At 40.7% G+C, this 17,618-nt stretch carries 15 protein-coding genes; 3 read left to right on the forward strand and 12 right to left on the reverse strand.

What is annotated here, in order from left to right; translation table 11 throughout:
• Positions 1–44: 44 nt before the first annotated feature.
• Positions 45–854, forward strand: coding sequence for a histidinol-phosphatase (locus tag PQ456_RS17775; RefSeq protein ID WP_273613475.1), 810 nt, complete (start codon positions 45–47; stop codon positions 852–854).
• Positions 855–1,174: 320 nt separating this feature from the next.
• Here the strand turns inward: PQ456_RS17775 and PQ456_RS17780 are convergent, their stop codons facing one another.
• From PQ456_RS17780 to PQ456_RS17820, 9 genes are all read right to left on the reverse strand, one after another.
• Positions 1,175–2,110 carry a DMT family transporter gene (locus tag PQ456_RS17780; RefSeq protein ID WP_273613476.1) on the reverse strand — a complete coding sequence of 312 codons (936 nt, stop codon included), beginning with the start codon at positions 2,108–2,110 and terminating at the stop codon, positions 1,175–1,177.
• Positions 2,107–2,748, reverse strand: a complete 642-nt coding sequence (locus PQ456_RS17785) for a GNAT family N-acetyltransferase (RefSeq protein WP_273613477.1) — start codon at positions 2,746–2,748, stop codon at positions 2,107–2,109. Before PQ456_RS17785 ends, PQ456_RS17780 begins: the two co-directional genes overlap by 4 nt.
• Positions 2,749–2,765: 17 nt before the next feature.
• Entirely contained in the window at positions 2,766–3,509 is a 744-nt protein-coding gene (locus PQ456_RS17790) for a metallophosphoesterase family protein (protein ID WP_273613478.1), read from the reverse strand.
• A gap of 204 nt (positions 3,510–3,713) precedes the next feature.
• Positions 3,714–4,655, reverse strand: a complete 942-nt coding sequence (locus PQ456_RS17795; protein ID WP_420540672.1) for a metallophosphoesterase — start codon at positions 4,653–4,655, stop codon at positions 3,714–3,716.
• A gap of 294 nt (positions 4,656–4,949) precedes the next feature.
• Positions 4,950–5,726, reverse strand: a complete 777-nt coding sequence (locus PQ456_RS17800) for a DUF3891 family protein (RefSeq protein WP_273613480.1) — start codon at positions 5,724–5,726, stop codon at positions 4,950–4,952.
• A 69-nt stretch (positions 5,727–5,795) separates the two neighbouring features.
• A complete protein-coding gene (locus tag PQ456_RS17805; protein WP_273613481.1) occupies positions 5,796–6,593 on the reverse strand; it encodes an AAC(3) family N-acetyltransferase in 798 nt (265 codons plus the stop codon).
• Positions 6,594–6,712: 119 nt separating this feature from the next.
• Entirely contained in the window at positions 6,713–7,501 is a 789-nt protein-coding gene (sdhB, locus tag PQ456_RS17810) for a succinate dehydrogenase iron-sulfur subunit (protein WP_273613482.1), read from the reverse strand.
• Positions 7,502–7,552: 51 nt separating this feature from the next.
• Positions 7,553–9,295 carry a succinate dehydrogenase flavoprotein subunit gene (gene sdhA / locus PQ456_RS17815; RefSeq protein ID WP_204826799.1) on the reverse strand — a complete coding sequence of 581 codons (1,743 nt, stop codon included), beginning with the start codon at positions 9,293–9,295 and terminating at the stop codon, positions 7,553–7,555.
• A 178-nt stretch (positions 9,296–9,473) separates the two neighbouring features.
• Positions 9,474–10,142 carry a succinate dehydrogenase cytochrome b558 subunit gene (locus PQ456_RS17820; protein ID WP_204826800.1) on the reverse strand — a complete coding sequence of 223 codons (669 nt, stop codon included), beginning with the start codon at positions 10,140–10,142 and terminating at the stop codon, positions 9,474–9,476.
• A gap of 277 nt (positions 10,143–10,419) precedes the next feature.
• On the opposite strand from PQ456_RS17820, the gene PQ456_RS17825 reads away from it, so the two are divergent.
• Positions 10,420–11,337, forward strand: coding sequence for a LysR family transcriptional regulator (locus tag PQ456_RS17825; protein ID WP_273613483.1), 918 nt, complete (start codon positions 10,420–10,422; stop codon positions 11,335–11,337).
• An 11-nt stretch (positions 11,338–11,348) separates the two neighbouring features.
• On the opposite strand, the gene PQ456_RS17830 is transcribed toward PQ456_RS17825, so the two are convergent.
• Entirely contained in the window at positions 11,349–12,689 is a 1,341-nt protein-coding gene (locus PQ456_RS17830; RefSeq protein ID WP_420540622.1) for a TrkH family potassium uptake protein, read from the reverse strand.
• Positions 12,690–12,923: 234 nt separating this feature from the next.
• Between PQ456_RS17830 and PQ456_RS17835 the strand changes: the two genes are divergently transcribed.
• Entirely contained in the window at positions 12,924–14,723 is a 1,800-nt protein-coding gene (locus PQ456_RS17835; RefSeq protein ID WP_273613484.1) for a CPBP family glutamic-type intramembrane protease, read from the forward strand.
• A gap of 138 nt (positions 14,724–14,861) precedes the next feature.
• Here PQ456_RS17835 and uvrC read toward each other — a convergent pair whose 3' ends face one another.
• Together uvrC and trxA are read right to left on the reverse strand one after the other, a co-directional pair.
• Positions 14,862–16,931 (reverse strand): excinuclease ABC subunit UvrC, encoded by a 2,070-nt coding sequence (uvrC, locus tag PQ456_RS17840; RefSeq protein WP_273613485.1) that lies wholly within the window; start codon positions 16,929–16,931, stop codon positions 14,862–14,864.
• Between the two features lie 199 nt (positions 16,932–17,130).
• Positions 17,131–17,457: a thioredoxin gene (gene trxA / locus PQ456_RS17845; RefSeq protein WP_465264549.1), complete on the reverse strand. Its 327-nt coding sequence runs from the start codon at positions 17,455–17,457 to the stop codon at positions 17,131–17,133.
• Positions 17,458–17,618 lie beyond the last annotated feature (161 nt).

A 17,618-nucleotide genomic window follows, 5' to 3' on the forward strand; every position in this document is an offset into this window, starting at 1 on the left:
AAGAAGTTGCGCTGAACTAACCAGGCGCTTAAGGAGCGATTGTTATGAAATTCGATCTTCATACCCATCATTATCGTTGTGGACATGCGGATGGTGATATCCGCGATTATATAGAAGCTGCGATTGCTGCTGATATTCAAGTGATCGGCATTTCAGATCATACTCCCTTTTTCAGCAGTGACCTCGATCAAGCTTTTCCCAAGATAGCCATGGGTAAAAGCGAGCTTCAACATTATGTACATGAAGTATTAGAACTCAAAAAAGAATACGAAGGCAAAATCGATGTTTTGCTTGGTATCGAATCAGATTATTTCCCGGATCATGCCAAGTTATATCATGAAACGTTGTCTCAATATCCTTTTGATTATATTATCGGTTCTGTTCATTACAGTAGCGGTTATAGTATTTTTGATCGTTCACGCTGGAAAGGCATGAATACAGCAGACCAGATTGCGACCAAAGAAGAATACTTCCGCATGATCGCTGAATCTGCTCGTAGCGGGATGTTCCAGATTCTTGGACATATTGACGCTATCAAAAGTAATTATCCTGATTTCACTCAAATTGAGGCTCCACAAGCGATAGACCGTACATTACAAGTTATAGCGGAGTGTGGCGTAGCGATTGAAGTGAATACTTCGGGTAAGATTAAAGTCTGTGGACTATGGCATCCTGTAGATGAAATTCTTGAACGTGCTCATCATTTCGGTGTAGACATTTCATTTGGTTCCGATTCTCATATTCCACAACGAGTTGGCGATGATTTCGATAAAGTCGCTCAAAAGTTACGTGATATCGGCTTTACAGAATGGGTCTACTATAAGCAAAAACAACGTCAAGCTGTTGCCCTGTAAATCATTTGTAGTGATAGATGCTTGTACTATCATTTAGAGAAGATGTACTGTATTGCAATTGAATACTCTCGGTGAATATACAAATAGATATACCATATGGCTCTAACCTTTGACTGTCTAGCTCTTCGTTATTGAAGTGGTTACAGGCACAAAGGTTAGAGTTTTTGTATTTTTTAACGTATAAAGGTGTTCAGACGCAAAAAAAAGAGACCTGCACTCACGCAGGTCCATCATATATTCAAAAAGGGGGTCTTGAGAACATCATACCTGTTTTCTATTGGGATTGAGTTGCAACACTGTTGCAGTTGTATAACAAAATTTTACCCTTTATGTACAATCCGTTCCCGATTGACCAGTATAATCCCGCTTGCGACCAGAAGTAACGCAAGTGCTGCCCAGATCGATAACTTTTCATCTAACCATAGAGCAGACAATACAACGCCAAATAATGGTGTCAAAAATAGATACATCGATACTTTGCCTACTTTATTGTATTTCATCACTGTATTCCATAGTGCGAATGCTCCAGCAGACAGTACAACCAGATACAGAAGCATCCATACAGCCGCTAGATCCCATTGGAAAGGAAACGGATGCCCGGTTAAAGAACCGATAACAATCAAGCCTAGACCGCCCCAGAACATCTGACGACCGGTCAGACTTAGAATCGGCTCAATGCCTGCTTCCCGCCTTGCCAACACATTACCCCATCCTCCAGTAAGTGCAGACAACAACATCAGCAGTTCACCCAGTCCAAAGCCAAAATGGACATTGCCTCCACTTTGACCAAACCCCATCACTGCAATTCCTGTAAACCCAAGCAGTAATCCCAACCACTTCCGCAACGATAATCGTTCTGTATTGTCGATCCAACGAATCGATAACATTTGAAAAAGGGACACAGAGCCTGCAATAATCGACATCGTCATCCCTGATCCCATCCCCAGTGCCGCATATACAAAAATGTATTGTAACAATGTCTGGAACAGCGATAAATGAATTAACCGTTTAGCAGGAATATGAGGAATAGGTTGCCCTTTGGGATTTAATATTTTCGCTAATACCATTAATAACAATCCCGCTAATGTAAAGCGATACCCTGCAAATAACCATTGCGCAAAAATATCATGACTCTCTATCCCCAGATGAGCATAGCTTAACTTGATAAAAGGCAGTGCACTTCCCCACAAAATCGTAGCGATCAGTGAACTGCTCCATATACCAAGCGGACGGGTGAACCACTGTTGTCCATTCATGAAGAAGAAGCGCCTCCACTTCTGCCTTGACTATGACTATGTGAAGCTGCACGTTCTTTGCGCAACAAGTATTCGGTATGCGCGATAGAATAAATCATGATCCCCATCTCTTCCCAGTAGCTCTGAATCCCTGCATTGGAAGAAGGTTGTTGCGGACGCATGCCATTTTTCTCAAGTACCCGTTGAGACAGAGCATTGTCGGCATGACAACGACCTACTATATGAGATAAGCCCATCTCTTCAAATCCAAATTCAACCATCCTACTGGACGCTTCAGCTGCGTATCCTCTACCCCAGTGGCTACGGCACAGCGCAAACCCTATTTCTGCACGTGCTGCACGTTCGTCCCACCGTTGAAAAGAACACACGCCATATAATGTGCCCTCTTCTTTGGAAGTGATCGCAAAATGCATTGAACTCAGGCTACGAAAAGCTTCTTCCACTCTTCGGCCCAGACGGTCTGGCTGTAAAGACTGATACTCTTTGCTTTCTTTGGCTCCGTACAAATATTTCATCACCTGTGGATCACTGGCACACTCCCACCAAATCTCCACATCCTGCGCAGTTAGACGGCGTAATTTGAGTCGGTCTGTATACAGATCAGGAAAGCCCTTTTTCAAATCCTGTTTACTCAACATCGCCATTCCTCCTCGGGTTAGTCTTGCTGCATGGCACGATACACACCGGTGCGCAATTCTTTAATATAGTAATCCAGTGCAGGAATATCTGCATCTCGGGCATCCTGTACCGCCTGCTCAATATCGTAAGGAACACGAACCAATTGTAATGAATAAGGAGAAATCACTTCAGATAAATAATCCCCCTCCAAAATCGCATACGATGCGGCTGGCATATCTAATGGATTCCCTACACTTCCTGTATTAAATAATAATCGACCTTCCAGATGTTGCATATATGCATTATGGATATCTCCGTAGCCAACGATATCTGGAATAAGCGATTCTTGTGTATCTGGATTAACGATCGGTGCAAACATCCCCATGCGGCGCTCTAGGTCATCCCAGGGCTGTACACGATGAAAAACATTTTCAGGTGATGCATGGACTAACGAGACCAATCGTCCACTTAATAAAAATTCATGGCGAAATGGTAATTCATCCAGAAATTTGACCCGCTCTGCTCCCAATTGCCGGGCTTGCCAGCCAAACAATTCATCATTTTCACTCATACGAGCAACAAGTTCTTCCCAATTTCCACGAATAATGACTTCACAACGCAAAGCGACTTCATCGGTAATTTTGACCGCATCCGGCCCTTTACCAACCAGATCGCCCAGACAAAAAATACGTGTAATTCCTTTTTGATCTATATCTGCTAATACCGCCTGCCAAGCCGGATAATTTCCATGAATATCAGACACCAAAGCAATACGTTCCATTTCTTTTCCCCCCAGCATTTGGCTTTATAAATGCGACTTCTTCTAACCTCATCAAACATGATTTTTGCTCCGCAAAATATCTTTCCTTCCGCATTTGGCTTTATAAATGCGATTTCTTCTAACCTCATCAAACATGATTTTTGCCCCGCAAAATATCTTTCATCCAGCATTTGGCTTCACAAATACAACTTCTTCTTACTGCTGTTAACCCTCTGCTCGTCTCAGTGTAAATATCGTCAACTCTGGTCGACAGAGAAAGCGGATTGGCACTTGAGACGTTCCGATACCACGATTAACATAGAGTGGAAGCTGACGCTGTGGCCCTGCTTGATACCAGCCCATAATATATTTACGTGAGCCACGAGGGGTAATCACTGCGCCGAACCAGGGCAATCGAATCTGCCCGCCATGACTGTGACCTGACAATTGCAAATGAAAACCAAAATTAATCGGAATCTTATCCGCATAATCAGGTTCATGCATTAATAAAATACGACAAGCGTCTTTACCAATATCTGCTGTCGCTTTATTCACATTAGGCTTGCCGAGTAACTGATCATCCAGACCAATAATCGCAAGTGTTCCATCCGGTTGCTTGATCTGTACATTTTCGTTTGTTAACATTTGGAAGCCGCCTTGTTCTATCATAGTAGACACAGACAGAACATCTTGCAAATAATCATGATTCCCCAATACAGCAAATTTGCCTAACGGAGCAGACATTTTCTGAAGTGCGCCTACTCCTGCACGTAAAGGTGTTGGATCATCGTCTACCATATCTCCTGTAAAACAAATCATATCCGGTTTTTCCGCCATAATGATATCGGCTAACTTTTCCAGATCGGATGCTTCTTTGCCCATACCTAGATGGACATCGCTAAATTGAATTAATTTCATCCCGTTTAGACTGGGTGGTAACTGAGGAAGCGGTAAATCGATATAGACTTTGTCTAACCAATTCGGCTCTCCTAGCCACGTATATCCTGCTGTTCCCAATCCTAGAGAAGCGACTACGACTGTACTTCGCTTCAAAAATTGTCTACGGGTAATATCATATCTATGTTTAAAATAAAAAGGAATTCTTATCGGATCATAAAGTGTGTGTAAAGAGTCATAGGGATTCAGGCTAAAATTCCTCCTTTGGATTCGGCTGCCCGCAGGCGGTTGAACATATTATGCTTATTGTGCCGAATCCAACAGCTATCGTCAAATTTACGATAGTGACCTGCTCATTTTACACTTTCGTTATTATTCCATTTTTTCGTTGAACTCGGTCACATTTTTACTCAAAATGCTTAATGAATAGATATTGGGCTTTGCAAAAATCTTACTTTTATTGAACCTGATCGCGTTTTTACTCAAAACGCTTATGTAAATACGTATCTCTTAATGGGCATATAAGAATGATCACAACCATTAAGAGATACCCCTCCCCATCTATTACGATTCTGATGGGACAAATTCGATGTTCCATGTTTGTTTTTCAGTGTCGGCAAATGCTTGAGCCAGACCGGATTGTTGAATATCTTTTTTATTCACTTTGCGATAGACCAATTCCAGTGTAAATGGAGCTTCAAACGGGAATGGAGACAGACTCACCCGATGCTCGTCTACCCATTTAGGCATAATCGCTTGATCGTTTGTAAAAGCGAATTTTTTCCCTACTTCAAATCCTTCTTTCCACCAATCCTGTTCATTTTCTTTGCTCACGCCAGGATCATTTAAGCATACATATAGTGATAGATCATCACATAATTCCAATACAGAACGATGAAATGCGAGCGCTTGTTCATTAGGTTTGACTTGCTCTTTGATACGTTCTTGACGTTCTTTTTCTTCTTTGACAAAAGCGATACAAAACGGATCTTCTTCCCCATAATGACTTACTAACGCCGCATAATGCAGACTGGCTAACATTCCACCATAGGGCGTCATATTTTCCAATTCTTTAATTCCATATCTGTAAAAGACTAATTTCGCCGGTTCTGGAAAATGCATAAATGAAAATGGAATTTGCTTTGCATCGTCCCATAGTGGAATCTCATCTAAAGGAATCCAGCCACGATCATGTTGCTCACAGCCGATCAGCACCTCATCCCAGCGCTCTTTTTGTTCAATATACTGAGGATTCAAATGACGGGCAAATTCCCCTGACAATTTTGCGTGGTCATGCTGACGAATCATAATAAAAGCATCTTCATGCTCTCTCCAAATCATAACTATTCCCCTCTCTATATAAACGATGTCTACTTATTCCTATAAAATACTACTTCTAATTATTTATCCTTAACGATGGGTTTCCAACCAACCTGCCGCATAATCCACCAGTCCACGTTGCTGAATCAAAAGTGTTTTGGCTTTGGCTATATATCCCTGTGTAAATAAATGGGGACAATCCTGTTCAAAATCGGCTCCAATTTCATCAAAATCATCGGAATCAAAATTCAAATCTTTGAACTTCACCCACTGTTTCCCCTCATCCGTCATCATAGGAGCTTTCATAGTAATCTCTTTTTTGCCGTTCCATTCAGCAATATATTCTGCCAGATGAATCGATGTATTGGTATGATATGACGTTCCAAGCATCATGACATATCCATTCGCATGATATAAATCTTGTAAAGGAGAATGACTGCCTAATCCAAAATCCAGATCATGGTCGCTCATCCATTCTTCTGCATGCTTACCCCATGCGGCAAACGATACTTGAGGATGGGCGCTACGGTAGACTCCTTTTTGTTTACGGAACGTTTCAGCGATAACGCCCATACCTGTTGTCACTGTAAAATCAGGATCATATGGCGGCATACTTTCACGTATCAGATTCCACCAACGTTGTTCAGCAGGTGGATACATCCATCCTTTTGGATCGGTTAATTGCGATGTTTGAGTAGGCATAATCAATGTGCCTGACTCCCCTAATACTGCTTCCAAAGCCAGGATAACGGTTTCAGCACTTCCCGGAATCCATCCTCCCAGACTTTTTAGCGAAGAATGTACTAGAATATTCATCCCTTCTGTAATGCCTAATGCTTTGAATTCTTCCACTAATTGATCATAACTTATCGGTCTTTCACTGATCATGCACATCACTCCTATCTACCACCGGTTCAAGATAAAAGGCGGGTTTCCGCTTTTACACGGAACCCGCCTGATCAGTGGCTTACTATCAACCCGGTATGATCGTATATACGACTATACCATTATACACCCAACCACCGTTTGAACATATGCTTGGATGTTTCTTTGTTCATTTCTGCAATCGAAGTTGTCAATGGAATACCTTTTGGACAAGAGCGTACACAGTTCTGCGAGTTACCGCATCCCTCGATACCACCCGGCTCCATCAATGCATCTAGACGATCTTCTTTATTCATCTCACCTGTTGGATGAGCATTAAACAGACGAACCTGAGACAACGCCGCAGGGCCGATAAAGTCTGTTTTGTCATTTACATTCGGGCAAGCTTCCAGACATACACCACAAGTCATACATTTCGACAATTCATAAGCCCATTGACGTTTTTTCTCTGGCATACGCGGACCTGCACCCAGATCATACGTACCATCAATCGGAATCCATGCTTTTACTTTTTTCAGTGCACCGAACATACGGCTACGATCAATAACAAGATCGCGTACTACTGGAAAAGTTTTCATTGGAGCAATATGAACCGGTTGTTCTAATTTATCAACCAGTGCAGAACACGCTTGACGTGGCTTGCCATTGATTACCATAGAGCAAGCTCCACATACTTCTTCCAAACAGTTGGATTCCCAGCAGACAGGTGCTGTTGCTTTACCTGTGTTGTCGACAGGGTTACGTTGAATCTCCATCAGCGCACTGATCACATTCATCCCTGGACGATAAGGTAATTCAAATTCTTCTGTATATGATGGGCTATCCGGCTTATCCTGACGGGTAATAATAAACTTGACGTTTTTTTTGGCCGTTACATTAGCTGGGTTACTCTGTGTTGAGGTTTCCGCCATTTCTAATGCCCCCTTAAATTAATCACTTCACTGAGATAGGTGTCATGTGTCTTAATCTTTGGAATAATCACGTATACGCGGTGGAATCAGAGATACATCCACATCTTCATATGAAATCTGTGGACCATCTGGTGTCCAAGTTGCTTTGGTCGTTTTGAGGAAATCTTCATCATTACGTGTTGGGAATTCAGGTTTATAGTGAGCTCCACGACTCTCATCACGCATTAATGCTCCAAGTGTCATCGCTTCAGACAATTCAAGCATATTCCACAATTGACGCGTAAAAGCTACGCTAGGATTATTCCAACTGGATGAATCATTCATATTGATTTTCGTATAACGTTGTTTTAGCTCTTTGATCTTATTGATCGTTGCTTGCAACTTATCGTTATAACGAACTACTGTCATGTTGTCAGTCATCCACTCACCTAATTCTTTATGCAAAACATACGCATTTTCATTGCCTTGCATATTCATTAGGTTCGTATATTTATCTTCCTGCTGTTTGCGAATTTGATCGTACATCGTTGTCGGCATATCCGCAGCAGATTTTTTCAATCCTTTAATATATTCAACTGCTTTTGGACCTGCAACCATACCACCATAGATCGCTGATACTAATGAGTTAGCACCCAGACGATTTGCTCCATGATATTGGTACTCACATTCACCAGCAGCGAACAGACCAGGAATATTAGTCATCTGATTATAATCTACCCACATACCGCCCATTGAATAATGAACCGCGGGGAAAATTTTCATCGGAATCTTACGTGGATCATCACCCATGAATTTTTCATAGATTTCGATAATACCACCTAATTTAACATCCAGTTCTTTTGGATCTTTATGTGATAGATCCAGATAAACCATGTTTTCACCGTTGATCCCTAATTTTTCATCTACACACACTTGGAAAATTTCGCGTGTTGCAATATCGCGGGGAACGAGATTACCATAAGATGGATATTTTTCTTCAAGGAAATACCACGGTTTACCATCTTTATACGTCCAGATACGTCCACCTTCACCACGTGCAGATTCAGACATCAGACGCAACTTGTCATCGCCTGGAATCGCTGTCGGGTGAATTTGAATAAATTCTCCGTTCGCATAATGTACACCTTGTTGATATACAGCACTTGCTGCTGTTCCTGTATTGATCACCGAGTTGGTTGTTTTACCGAAAATAATACCTGGGCCACCTGTTGCCAAAATAACAGCATCTGCGGCGAACGTAACCACTTCCATATTGCGAAGATCCTGTGCACAAATTCCACGACATGCACCTTCATCATCCAATACAGCAGAAAGGAATTCCCAGTTTTCATGTTTGGTTACAAGGCCCGCTGTTTCCCAGCGACGTACTTGCTCATCCAGTGCATACAACAATTGTTGACCTGTTGTTGCTCCTGCATAAGCAGTACGGTGAAACTTCGTTCCACCAAAACGGCGGAAATCAAGCAATCCTTCTGGTGTACGGTTAAACATAACGCCCATACGGTCCATTAAGTGAATAATACCAGGTGCTGCTTCACACATTGCTTTAACTGGTGGCTGATTCGCTAAAAAGTCACCGCCATACACAGTATCATCAAAATGCACCCATGGTGAATCTCCTTCACCTTTTGTATTTACAGCTCCATTGATCCCGCCTTGCGCACATACGGAATGTGAACGTTTGACCGGTACCAATGAAAATAAATGTACATGAACGCCTGCTTCTGCTGCTTTGACTGTAGACATCAAGCCCGCTAGCCCGCCGCCCACGACAATAATATTGGATGTTGCCATAACGATTTACCCTCCCCTTAGCCTACTGATCCTTATAGCTCTTCTATCTTCAACGAACAGCAGAACGGTTCACCTGCCACCGTTCATCACGTTACATCTGTTCGACTATGAGCTGAGTGAAGCAAATATAAGGTATTACGGTATATCTATTGTGCTGTGCACTAATATGACTTCATGTTTATGCTACGAAATGACGAATCGCTTGCAATGCAACCGTTGGGTCTTCGAATTCCATATTGCGGAAAGCGACAAGAGACAAAATAAACATAATAGATACAATCACAAAAAGTGTCATACATACGTATGAAGATACACGTTGTGCTCTTGGACCTACTGTAATTCCCCAGCTTACTAGGAAAGACCATAGACCATTTGCAAAGTGGAACGAAGCTGCCAATACACCAATAGTGTAAAGTACGAAGGTTACTGGATTGGTCACGATATTGTACATAACTCCGCCTAATTGCTCATGAGTTACATTACCGAGAGCAACCTGGAAACGAGTCTCAAATACATGCCATACAATATACACGAACGTGATTACACCAGTAATCCGTTGAAGTGTATAGCGCCAGTTACGTTCATAACCGTAATTAGCATTGTTTGGCTTCGCTTGATAAGCGATATACAGACCGTAGACTCCATGATAAATCAGTGGTAAAAAAATGAATAAACTTTCCAAAACCAGAACAAGTGGCAGGTTATTCAAAAATGCCACACTTTTATCGAAGGATTCTTTTCCGCCTTCGTATGCAGAAAAGTTGGTAATCATATGCTCAATAAAAAAAGCTCCGAGCGGAATGACCCCTAATAATGAGTGTAACCTTCTGGCGTAAAACCCTTTCATGAATGACGTTCCCCTTTCATAATAAGAGCGTTTTCATAGTGACAGTCATTAGTTAATGCTGTCCCGGACGTGGATTAACGAGAGATGTTCGGACCTTCGTCAATCTCCGCGTAGGAAGTCCCCATCTTCCGTAGCTTTACAATCTGTTCACAATGCTCAAATCCTGTGAACAAGTTGTGTCACTTTTTATGTTACTCTACTTTGACTTATAATGGAATTGCAATATAATTATTAATTGTTATAACTAAAACGCATAAGAGGAAAGGATAAATTCCAGATGCTTGAAGATATTGATATATTTGCGGTCGTTGTAGAACAATCCAGTCTCAATCAAGCTTCTAAATTATTAAATTTATCTCAGCCTGCGCTGTCTCGTAAAATCTCTAAATTAGAAGAAAATCTAGGTGTCTCCCTTTTTAATCGTAATGGTAAACGACTGGAATTAACGTCGATTGGACGACTTACGTATACATTCGCTTTAGAACAGCGCCAGCAGAACCTCAAGTTCCTGCAAAGCCTTAATCGCTATAAGTCTGAGGATCAGACAACAGTGACCTTTGGAGCCAGTCTGACGACCTTACAGACGACATTGCCTCCACTGGTGAGTAGCTTTACACGTAAACACCCTTATGCAGAGCTCAAATTGATCACCGGCAAAACGCATGAAATCGTCAATGCGGTACGCGATAAAAAAGTAGATGTAGGTATAGTCGCTTCAGCTATCCATGAATCCGGTCTGATTTGTGTGCCTTTATTTGACGATCATCTTGAATTGGTAGTACCGGGCAATCATCTACTAGCAGATAAAAAAGATATTACGATGCAAGATTTACAAGGTTTGGCTATGATTATTTTCTCAAAAGGCACATGGTATCGTAAATTAATTGATGATGTTTTTCATCGTTATACCGTCATGCCCGATTTGCGAATGGAGATCGATTCATTTGAAGCGATTGTTCGTCTGTTACCGATCTGTATGGCTGCTGCGTTGTTACCCAAATCTTATGTAGGCGAACAGTTATTGTCAGGCAATGAACTGGTTTCTCTTCATATTCCGGAACTGGAACAGACCCGCCGTACAACATGTCTTCTGTATAGTGAAAGTTCTGATCTAGGTTCAGCAGCCAGACAATGGATTATTGATACCAAAGAACAATTTGAAACGATGAATGATTCGATACGCTTAGATGAATAAACTTACTGATTTTAACCGATCATGATTTTACCTTCAGGATAACGATACAGTTCTTTGCCTTGTTTTGGAGCAAGTGCGTAGACCAGCGTAATCATGCCTACTCGTCCGGCAAACATCAACAAACAAATCACTAATTTACCGGGTGTGCTTAGATTAGGTGTGAGTCCAAGTGACAATCCAACTGTTCCAAATGCAGAAGTGGCTTCAAATAACACATTTATAAATCCAGTCGCTTCTGTCATTGTCAGAATCATTGTCGCTACAATAACTAACGATAAAGAAAAGACCGTAATCGTTAACGCTTTATAAATCCGATCTTTGTTGATCCGAAAATAAAATAGAACCACATCTTCTTTTCCTTTTACCATACTAATCACAGCTCCAATAATGAGCAAAATGGTCGTAGTTTTTACTCCACCTGCTGTCGAACCCGGTGAACCTCCAATAAACATCAGAATAATCGTTAACAATAAAGTCGCTTGTCTTAACTGTGTCAAATCCAATGTGTTAGCTCCTGCTGTTCTGGTGGTAACCGATTGAAATAACGATCCCCAGAACTTACCGTCCCAGCTCAAGCTACCAATCGTTCTCATATTCGTAAATTCAAATGCAAAAACGAGTACAAAACCCCCAACAAGCAAAATCGAAGTCATCCATAATACGGCTTTGGAATGAAGAGATAGTTTACGTTTTTTGCGATATTCTATCAAATCAGACAATACAACAAACCCTAACCCGCCCAATATGATCAAAGCCATCGATATCAGATTGATTGCTGGATCGGATACATAGCGGGTAAAGCTACTATAATGACCGAACAAATCAAACCCGGCATTATTGAATAAAGATACCGCATGAAACACACCATAATACATCGCTTGTCCTAACGGAAAATCTGCCATTAAACGCAGCGTAAACAAGCAAGCAGCAATCAATTCAATCGCAAATGAATAATAAATCACTTTTTTGATTAAGCGAACGATCCCTTCCATATCGCCTTGATTCATCGCTTCTTGCAAAACCAGACGTTCTCGTAAAGAAATACGTCTTCGAAAAACGAGTGCAAATAATGTAGCCACTGTCATAAATCCAAGTCCGCCGATCTGAATGAGACACATAATCACGACCTGACCAAAAGTTGAGAAAAACGTTCCTGTATCTACAACCACTAACCCTGTTACACAAGTAGCGGAAGTGGCTGTAAAAAAAGCATTCAAAAAGCTTAATCCTTCTCCACTTCGATGAGCAACAGGTAACATCAATAATAACGTTCCTATTAAAATACAGACTGCATAACCGATAGCAAGAATACGAGGTGGAGTCCACACTTTTATTTCAAAACCATTTTTCAAAATCGATTCAACCTCTCTATTCTTGAAATAATACGTATTCAAATGGTCTAACTGCTTCTGATTATAGTTCCTCTGAGCAGAGACTGCTATAGCGTTTTGCAATCAAAAAAAGATTGCGTTACACTAACATTCAGTAGTATGCATATGCCACAGCTTAAGTAAAAACGATTTTTGTATCACAAAATATCTATCCCTCTACTAAATAGGTATTTTTAAAATTGAAGGAGGATGTTCATGAACCCCACCGGACAACCCGTCCAGCTCAAACCGAATTACAAAATTCTTGGTGTGCTTGCTGCTGTCGGATTGGTATTATTTTTACTTTTACAAGTATTCCCTTCTACAGCTTCAGACACATTAGAAGTTCAACAAGTAAATGTGGTTAGTCAGGAAAAAGCAATCGATAGTGCCAAAGCTTTTGCCAATGATACTTTGGTATTACCCGATCTGCCTGCTCCTTCAGTAACGTATCATACGAATGCTGAATTAAGCGGTTATGTAGCCAAAGAGAAATTAACACAGACGTATATGCAAAAGTTAGAAAAAGTAGCTCCTTATGATGTGTTTCGTGTTCATTATCCAGATGTAGGTACCGGGGATGCACTCGATATTGATGTACATATGAATACCGGTAAAGTGGTTGCTTTTTCTATGTATGATAACAAGACAGGAGCATCACAGCCATTTAGTCTTGATCCTACAGCTACAACTGAAAAAGATGAATCAGTTACACTGGCTGAAAAGCAAGAACAAGCACAACCTATTTTAAAAGCAATGGGATTTGATGTAGGACAATTAAATCTACAGACCAAAGGTAATCAACAAGACTTGCTATACACTACCAAAGACGGAAAATTAGGCGATAGTCAGTTACAACTCAAGTTTACGTATGAGTATGGACAAATTCGTTCCTTCCAGCCGGTACTGACTCCACCGGATACGTACACAGCTTATGTCAAAGAACAGACAACATTAGCTGGTTGGTTAACCGCACTCGGTTATGGACTGTTTACGCTTGTACTTGGTGTATTGGCTATCGTATTCGGTTCACTAAAACGTAGACATACTTCATTCAAACGAGGTATTGTGCTCAGCATTATCTATTGCGCTATTTCAGTATTCAGTGTGCTCAATATGTGGCCTATTCTGGTCGATATTACACTCGGTGAATCGAACAAAATCGTTTCTTATGTCATTATTGGTCTTCAATTGATTTTAAATGTATTGATGGCGATTTTACTGTACTTCTCCTTTGTCGGTGGAGATGGATTATGGAGAGAACGCGGAATCAATATCTGGCCACGTTCAAAAGAAATCGGTTATGGCAAATATGTATTGCATAGTGTTGCGGTAGGTTACTTGTATGCTCTCATTTTGCTAGGGGTACAGTCGATTATTTATTTAATTTTGGAAAATGCACTTGGTGTGTACTCTGCTACAGATGATACCAGCTCGCCTTATAATATGATCTATCCAGCACTATTCCCGTTATTAGCATGGATGGCAGGGATTGGCGAAGAAGCCGTCTATCGTCTATTCGGGATTGCGATGCTGAAAAAAATAGTACGTAATACTTTTGTAGCTTGTTTTATTACTACAATGATCTGGGCGCTTGGACATACGTTGTATCCGATCTATCCTGTATATTCCCGTCCGATTGAATTGTTATTTATCGGTTTGTTATTCAGCTTTATCTTTTTACGTTACGGCTTTATCGCGGCTGTATTCGCACATGTTATTTTCGATAGTATTTTAATGTCACTCAGTCTCATCAGTATGGGTGGAATAGTGAATATCTTACTTGGTGTATTCTATATTGCTTTGCCAGCCATTGTAGCTGTAGTGATCTATACTTTTACCAAAAACAAAGGGGTCGAAAATGCATATCCACCTTATGTACCTCCTGCACCGATCCCGCAAGCTTATTATGATCCAGCACAAGGACAACAACAGTATCCAGATCATCCGCAACAATTTCAACAATATACAAGTCCAGTTCCACCGTCTGAACATGAAAATAAACCAAAAGAGTAGCCATAATGGCTACTCTTTTTTTGTGTCTCTTTTAGATTATCATTCACAGACTATCATCATAAGGTGTTAGATTGATCGAATCGTTAGATAACAAAAACGATTGATGCGCTTTACGTTATATTGATTGTATTTGTGCATTTATTCTTCTTTGAGAGCTTCAAGAATTTGCTTCGCTAATTTATCGCCAATACCTAACTGACGGAAATCATCTACACTGGCTTCTCTAATTTTTTTGAGTGAACCAAAATGTTTGAGTAGTAACTTGCGACGTTTATCTCCGATCCCCGGAATGCTATCCAATTGCGATGTAATCATCGATTTACCACGTTGTTCCCGGTGGAACGTAATTGCAAAGCGATGGACTTCATCTTGAATCCGTTGCAATAGATAAAATTCCTGACTATCACGCGCTAAGTTTACCGGTTCTGCTGGATCACCGACCATCAATTGAGAAGTACGGTGCTTGGAATCTTTGACTAATCCACAGACAGGGATAAATAAACCTAATTCATTTTCCAATACATCGGTTGCCGCAGAAATCTGTCCTTTACCACCATCGACTACAATTAGATCAGGCATCGGTAAATTTTCTTTAACTACACGCTCATATCGACGACGAATCACTTCGCGCATAGTACCATAATCATCTGAACCTTCGACCGTACGGACTTTGTATTTACGATACTCTTTACGAGCTGGCTTACCATCAATAAATACAACCATCGCTGATACAGGATTGGTTCCTTGAATATTAGAGTTATCAAAAGCTTCAATTCGTTCAAGGCTTTCTAGTCCAATCGCTTGTCCCAGATTGCCTGCGGCTTTGGATGTACGTTCTTCATCACGTTCAATCAGACGGAATTTTTCATCCAATGATACTCTAGCATTATCCTGCGCCATCGTTGTCATTTGCTTTTTCAATCCACGACGAGGAATAAGAACTTTCACGCCTAACCATTGCTGTAACGCGGCTGCACTACTTGAAGGATCAGCTTGTTCGTTATTCTCCGCTTGTCCACTTGGCTCGTTAGCACCTTCTACTACAGACGCATTAGCGGCTTCTGCTTGCTGGATAGACTGTTCTGTTGTCTGCACTGCATAAGCTGTTCCTTCTTCTGCTACACGATCGCTAACCACTGCTGCATCGACTTGTTCACGATCGCTACTATCCAACCCTGCTGCTTCAGCATGTTCGATAGCTTGATCGTTAACATCGCTCGGTTCATCTGCAATCATTTCTTCGACAGGCAACATAATTTCCTGAGGCATCGCTGGATTTTCACTATAATACTGCGTCACATAAGACATAAAGTCGTTATAAGGCTCTCCGTAAAAAGGAAAGACCGAAGCATGACGTTCAATCATTTTACCTTGACGCATATATAGAATCTGTACACACATCCAGCCTTTATCAACAGCAAATCCAAATACATCACGATCTTTCGCATCTGCCATCGTGATTTTTTGTTTTTCCATCAAGGCATCGATATTGATAATTTGATCCCGTAATTCTTTGGCACGTTCAAAATACAGATCTTCTGCAGCTTCTTCCATTTTGCGTTGTAAGTCTTTTTTGATCTCTTCATGACCGCCACTCAAAAACTTGCTGATTTCTTGCTTAATTTCATCATATGATTGTTGAGGCACTTCGAATTCACAAGGTGCAAGACATTGTCCCATATGATAATACAAGCAGACTTCTTTAGGCATGACTTTACATTTACGCAATGGATACATACGATCCAACAATTTTTTGGTTTGTTGAGCAGCAAAAGCATTCGGATAAGGGCCAAAGTACTTGGCTTTATCTTTAAGAATACGTCGCGTCACTTCCAGACGTGGATGTGGCTCATTGGTGATTTTGATATACGGAAAAGTTTTATCATCTTTGAGCAATACATTATATTTAGGCTGATGCGTTTTGATCAGATTACATTCCAGAATAAGAGCTTCCATATTACTTGCAGTCACAATATATTCAAAATCACGAATATCTGCAACCAGACGTTGCGTTTTACCATCGTGACTCCCTGTAAAATAAGAGCGAACCCGGTTTTTGAGCACTTTCGCTTTACCTACATAAATAATTGTACCTTCACGATTTTTCATTAAATAACAACCAGATAAATCCGGTAACAAGGCGAGTTTATTGCGAATATTGTTCATGGCTTGTTCTTGTTCTTGAATAAGATCCATATGAGAGTCCATAAATCTCTCCTTTCTAACGATATAGTACTTTTAACGCCAAATACTTTGTACCCTAATTATACAATTAAAAAACCCCCGGTGCATGACCGGAGGTTTTACATAAGCTAGTCGTATACACTCACTTATGTCTATTGGTAATTCATAATACTTATGATAAAGACTCATGATGAGTAAATCGGCAGGATTTACGTATTACAAATTATTGATGTTTTGCAAGAATAGATTTAAGAGCATCTTTAGAGTTCAAGCCTACTACTTTATCTACAGGTTGACCGTCTTTGAAGAAGATCATTGTAGGAATACTCATAACACCAAAACGTGAAGCTGTTTCAGGGTTTTCATCTACGTTTACTTTAGCGATTTTAACACTGTCGCCTACTTCTGTAGATAACTCGTCCAAGATTGGAGCAAGCATTTTACAAGGTCCACACCACGGTGCCCAGAAATCCACCAATACTGTTCCTTGTCCTTCAACTTCGTTTGTGAAAGATTGATCAGATACATTAACGATAGCCATGTGAAATATCCTCCTTGAGTAACTTTTATTTTGAATTAATATTATTTAAACATTAAACAAGTCTTGTCATTCCTGACTCCTTTATTATAACACAACATTGGAGTTTCCGAAACAGATGTTACGATTTATTCATACTTATCTATCAATTAGTAAGTATTGTATCATAAATA

It is taken from the genome of Paenibacillus kyungheensis, assembly GCF_028606985.1.
Classification (GTDB): domain Bacteria; phylum Bacillota; class Bacilli; order Paenibacillales; family Paenibacillaceae; genus Saccharibacillus; species Saccharibacillus kyungheensis.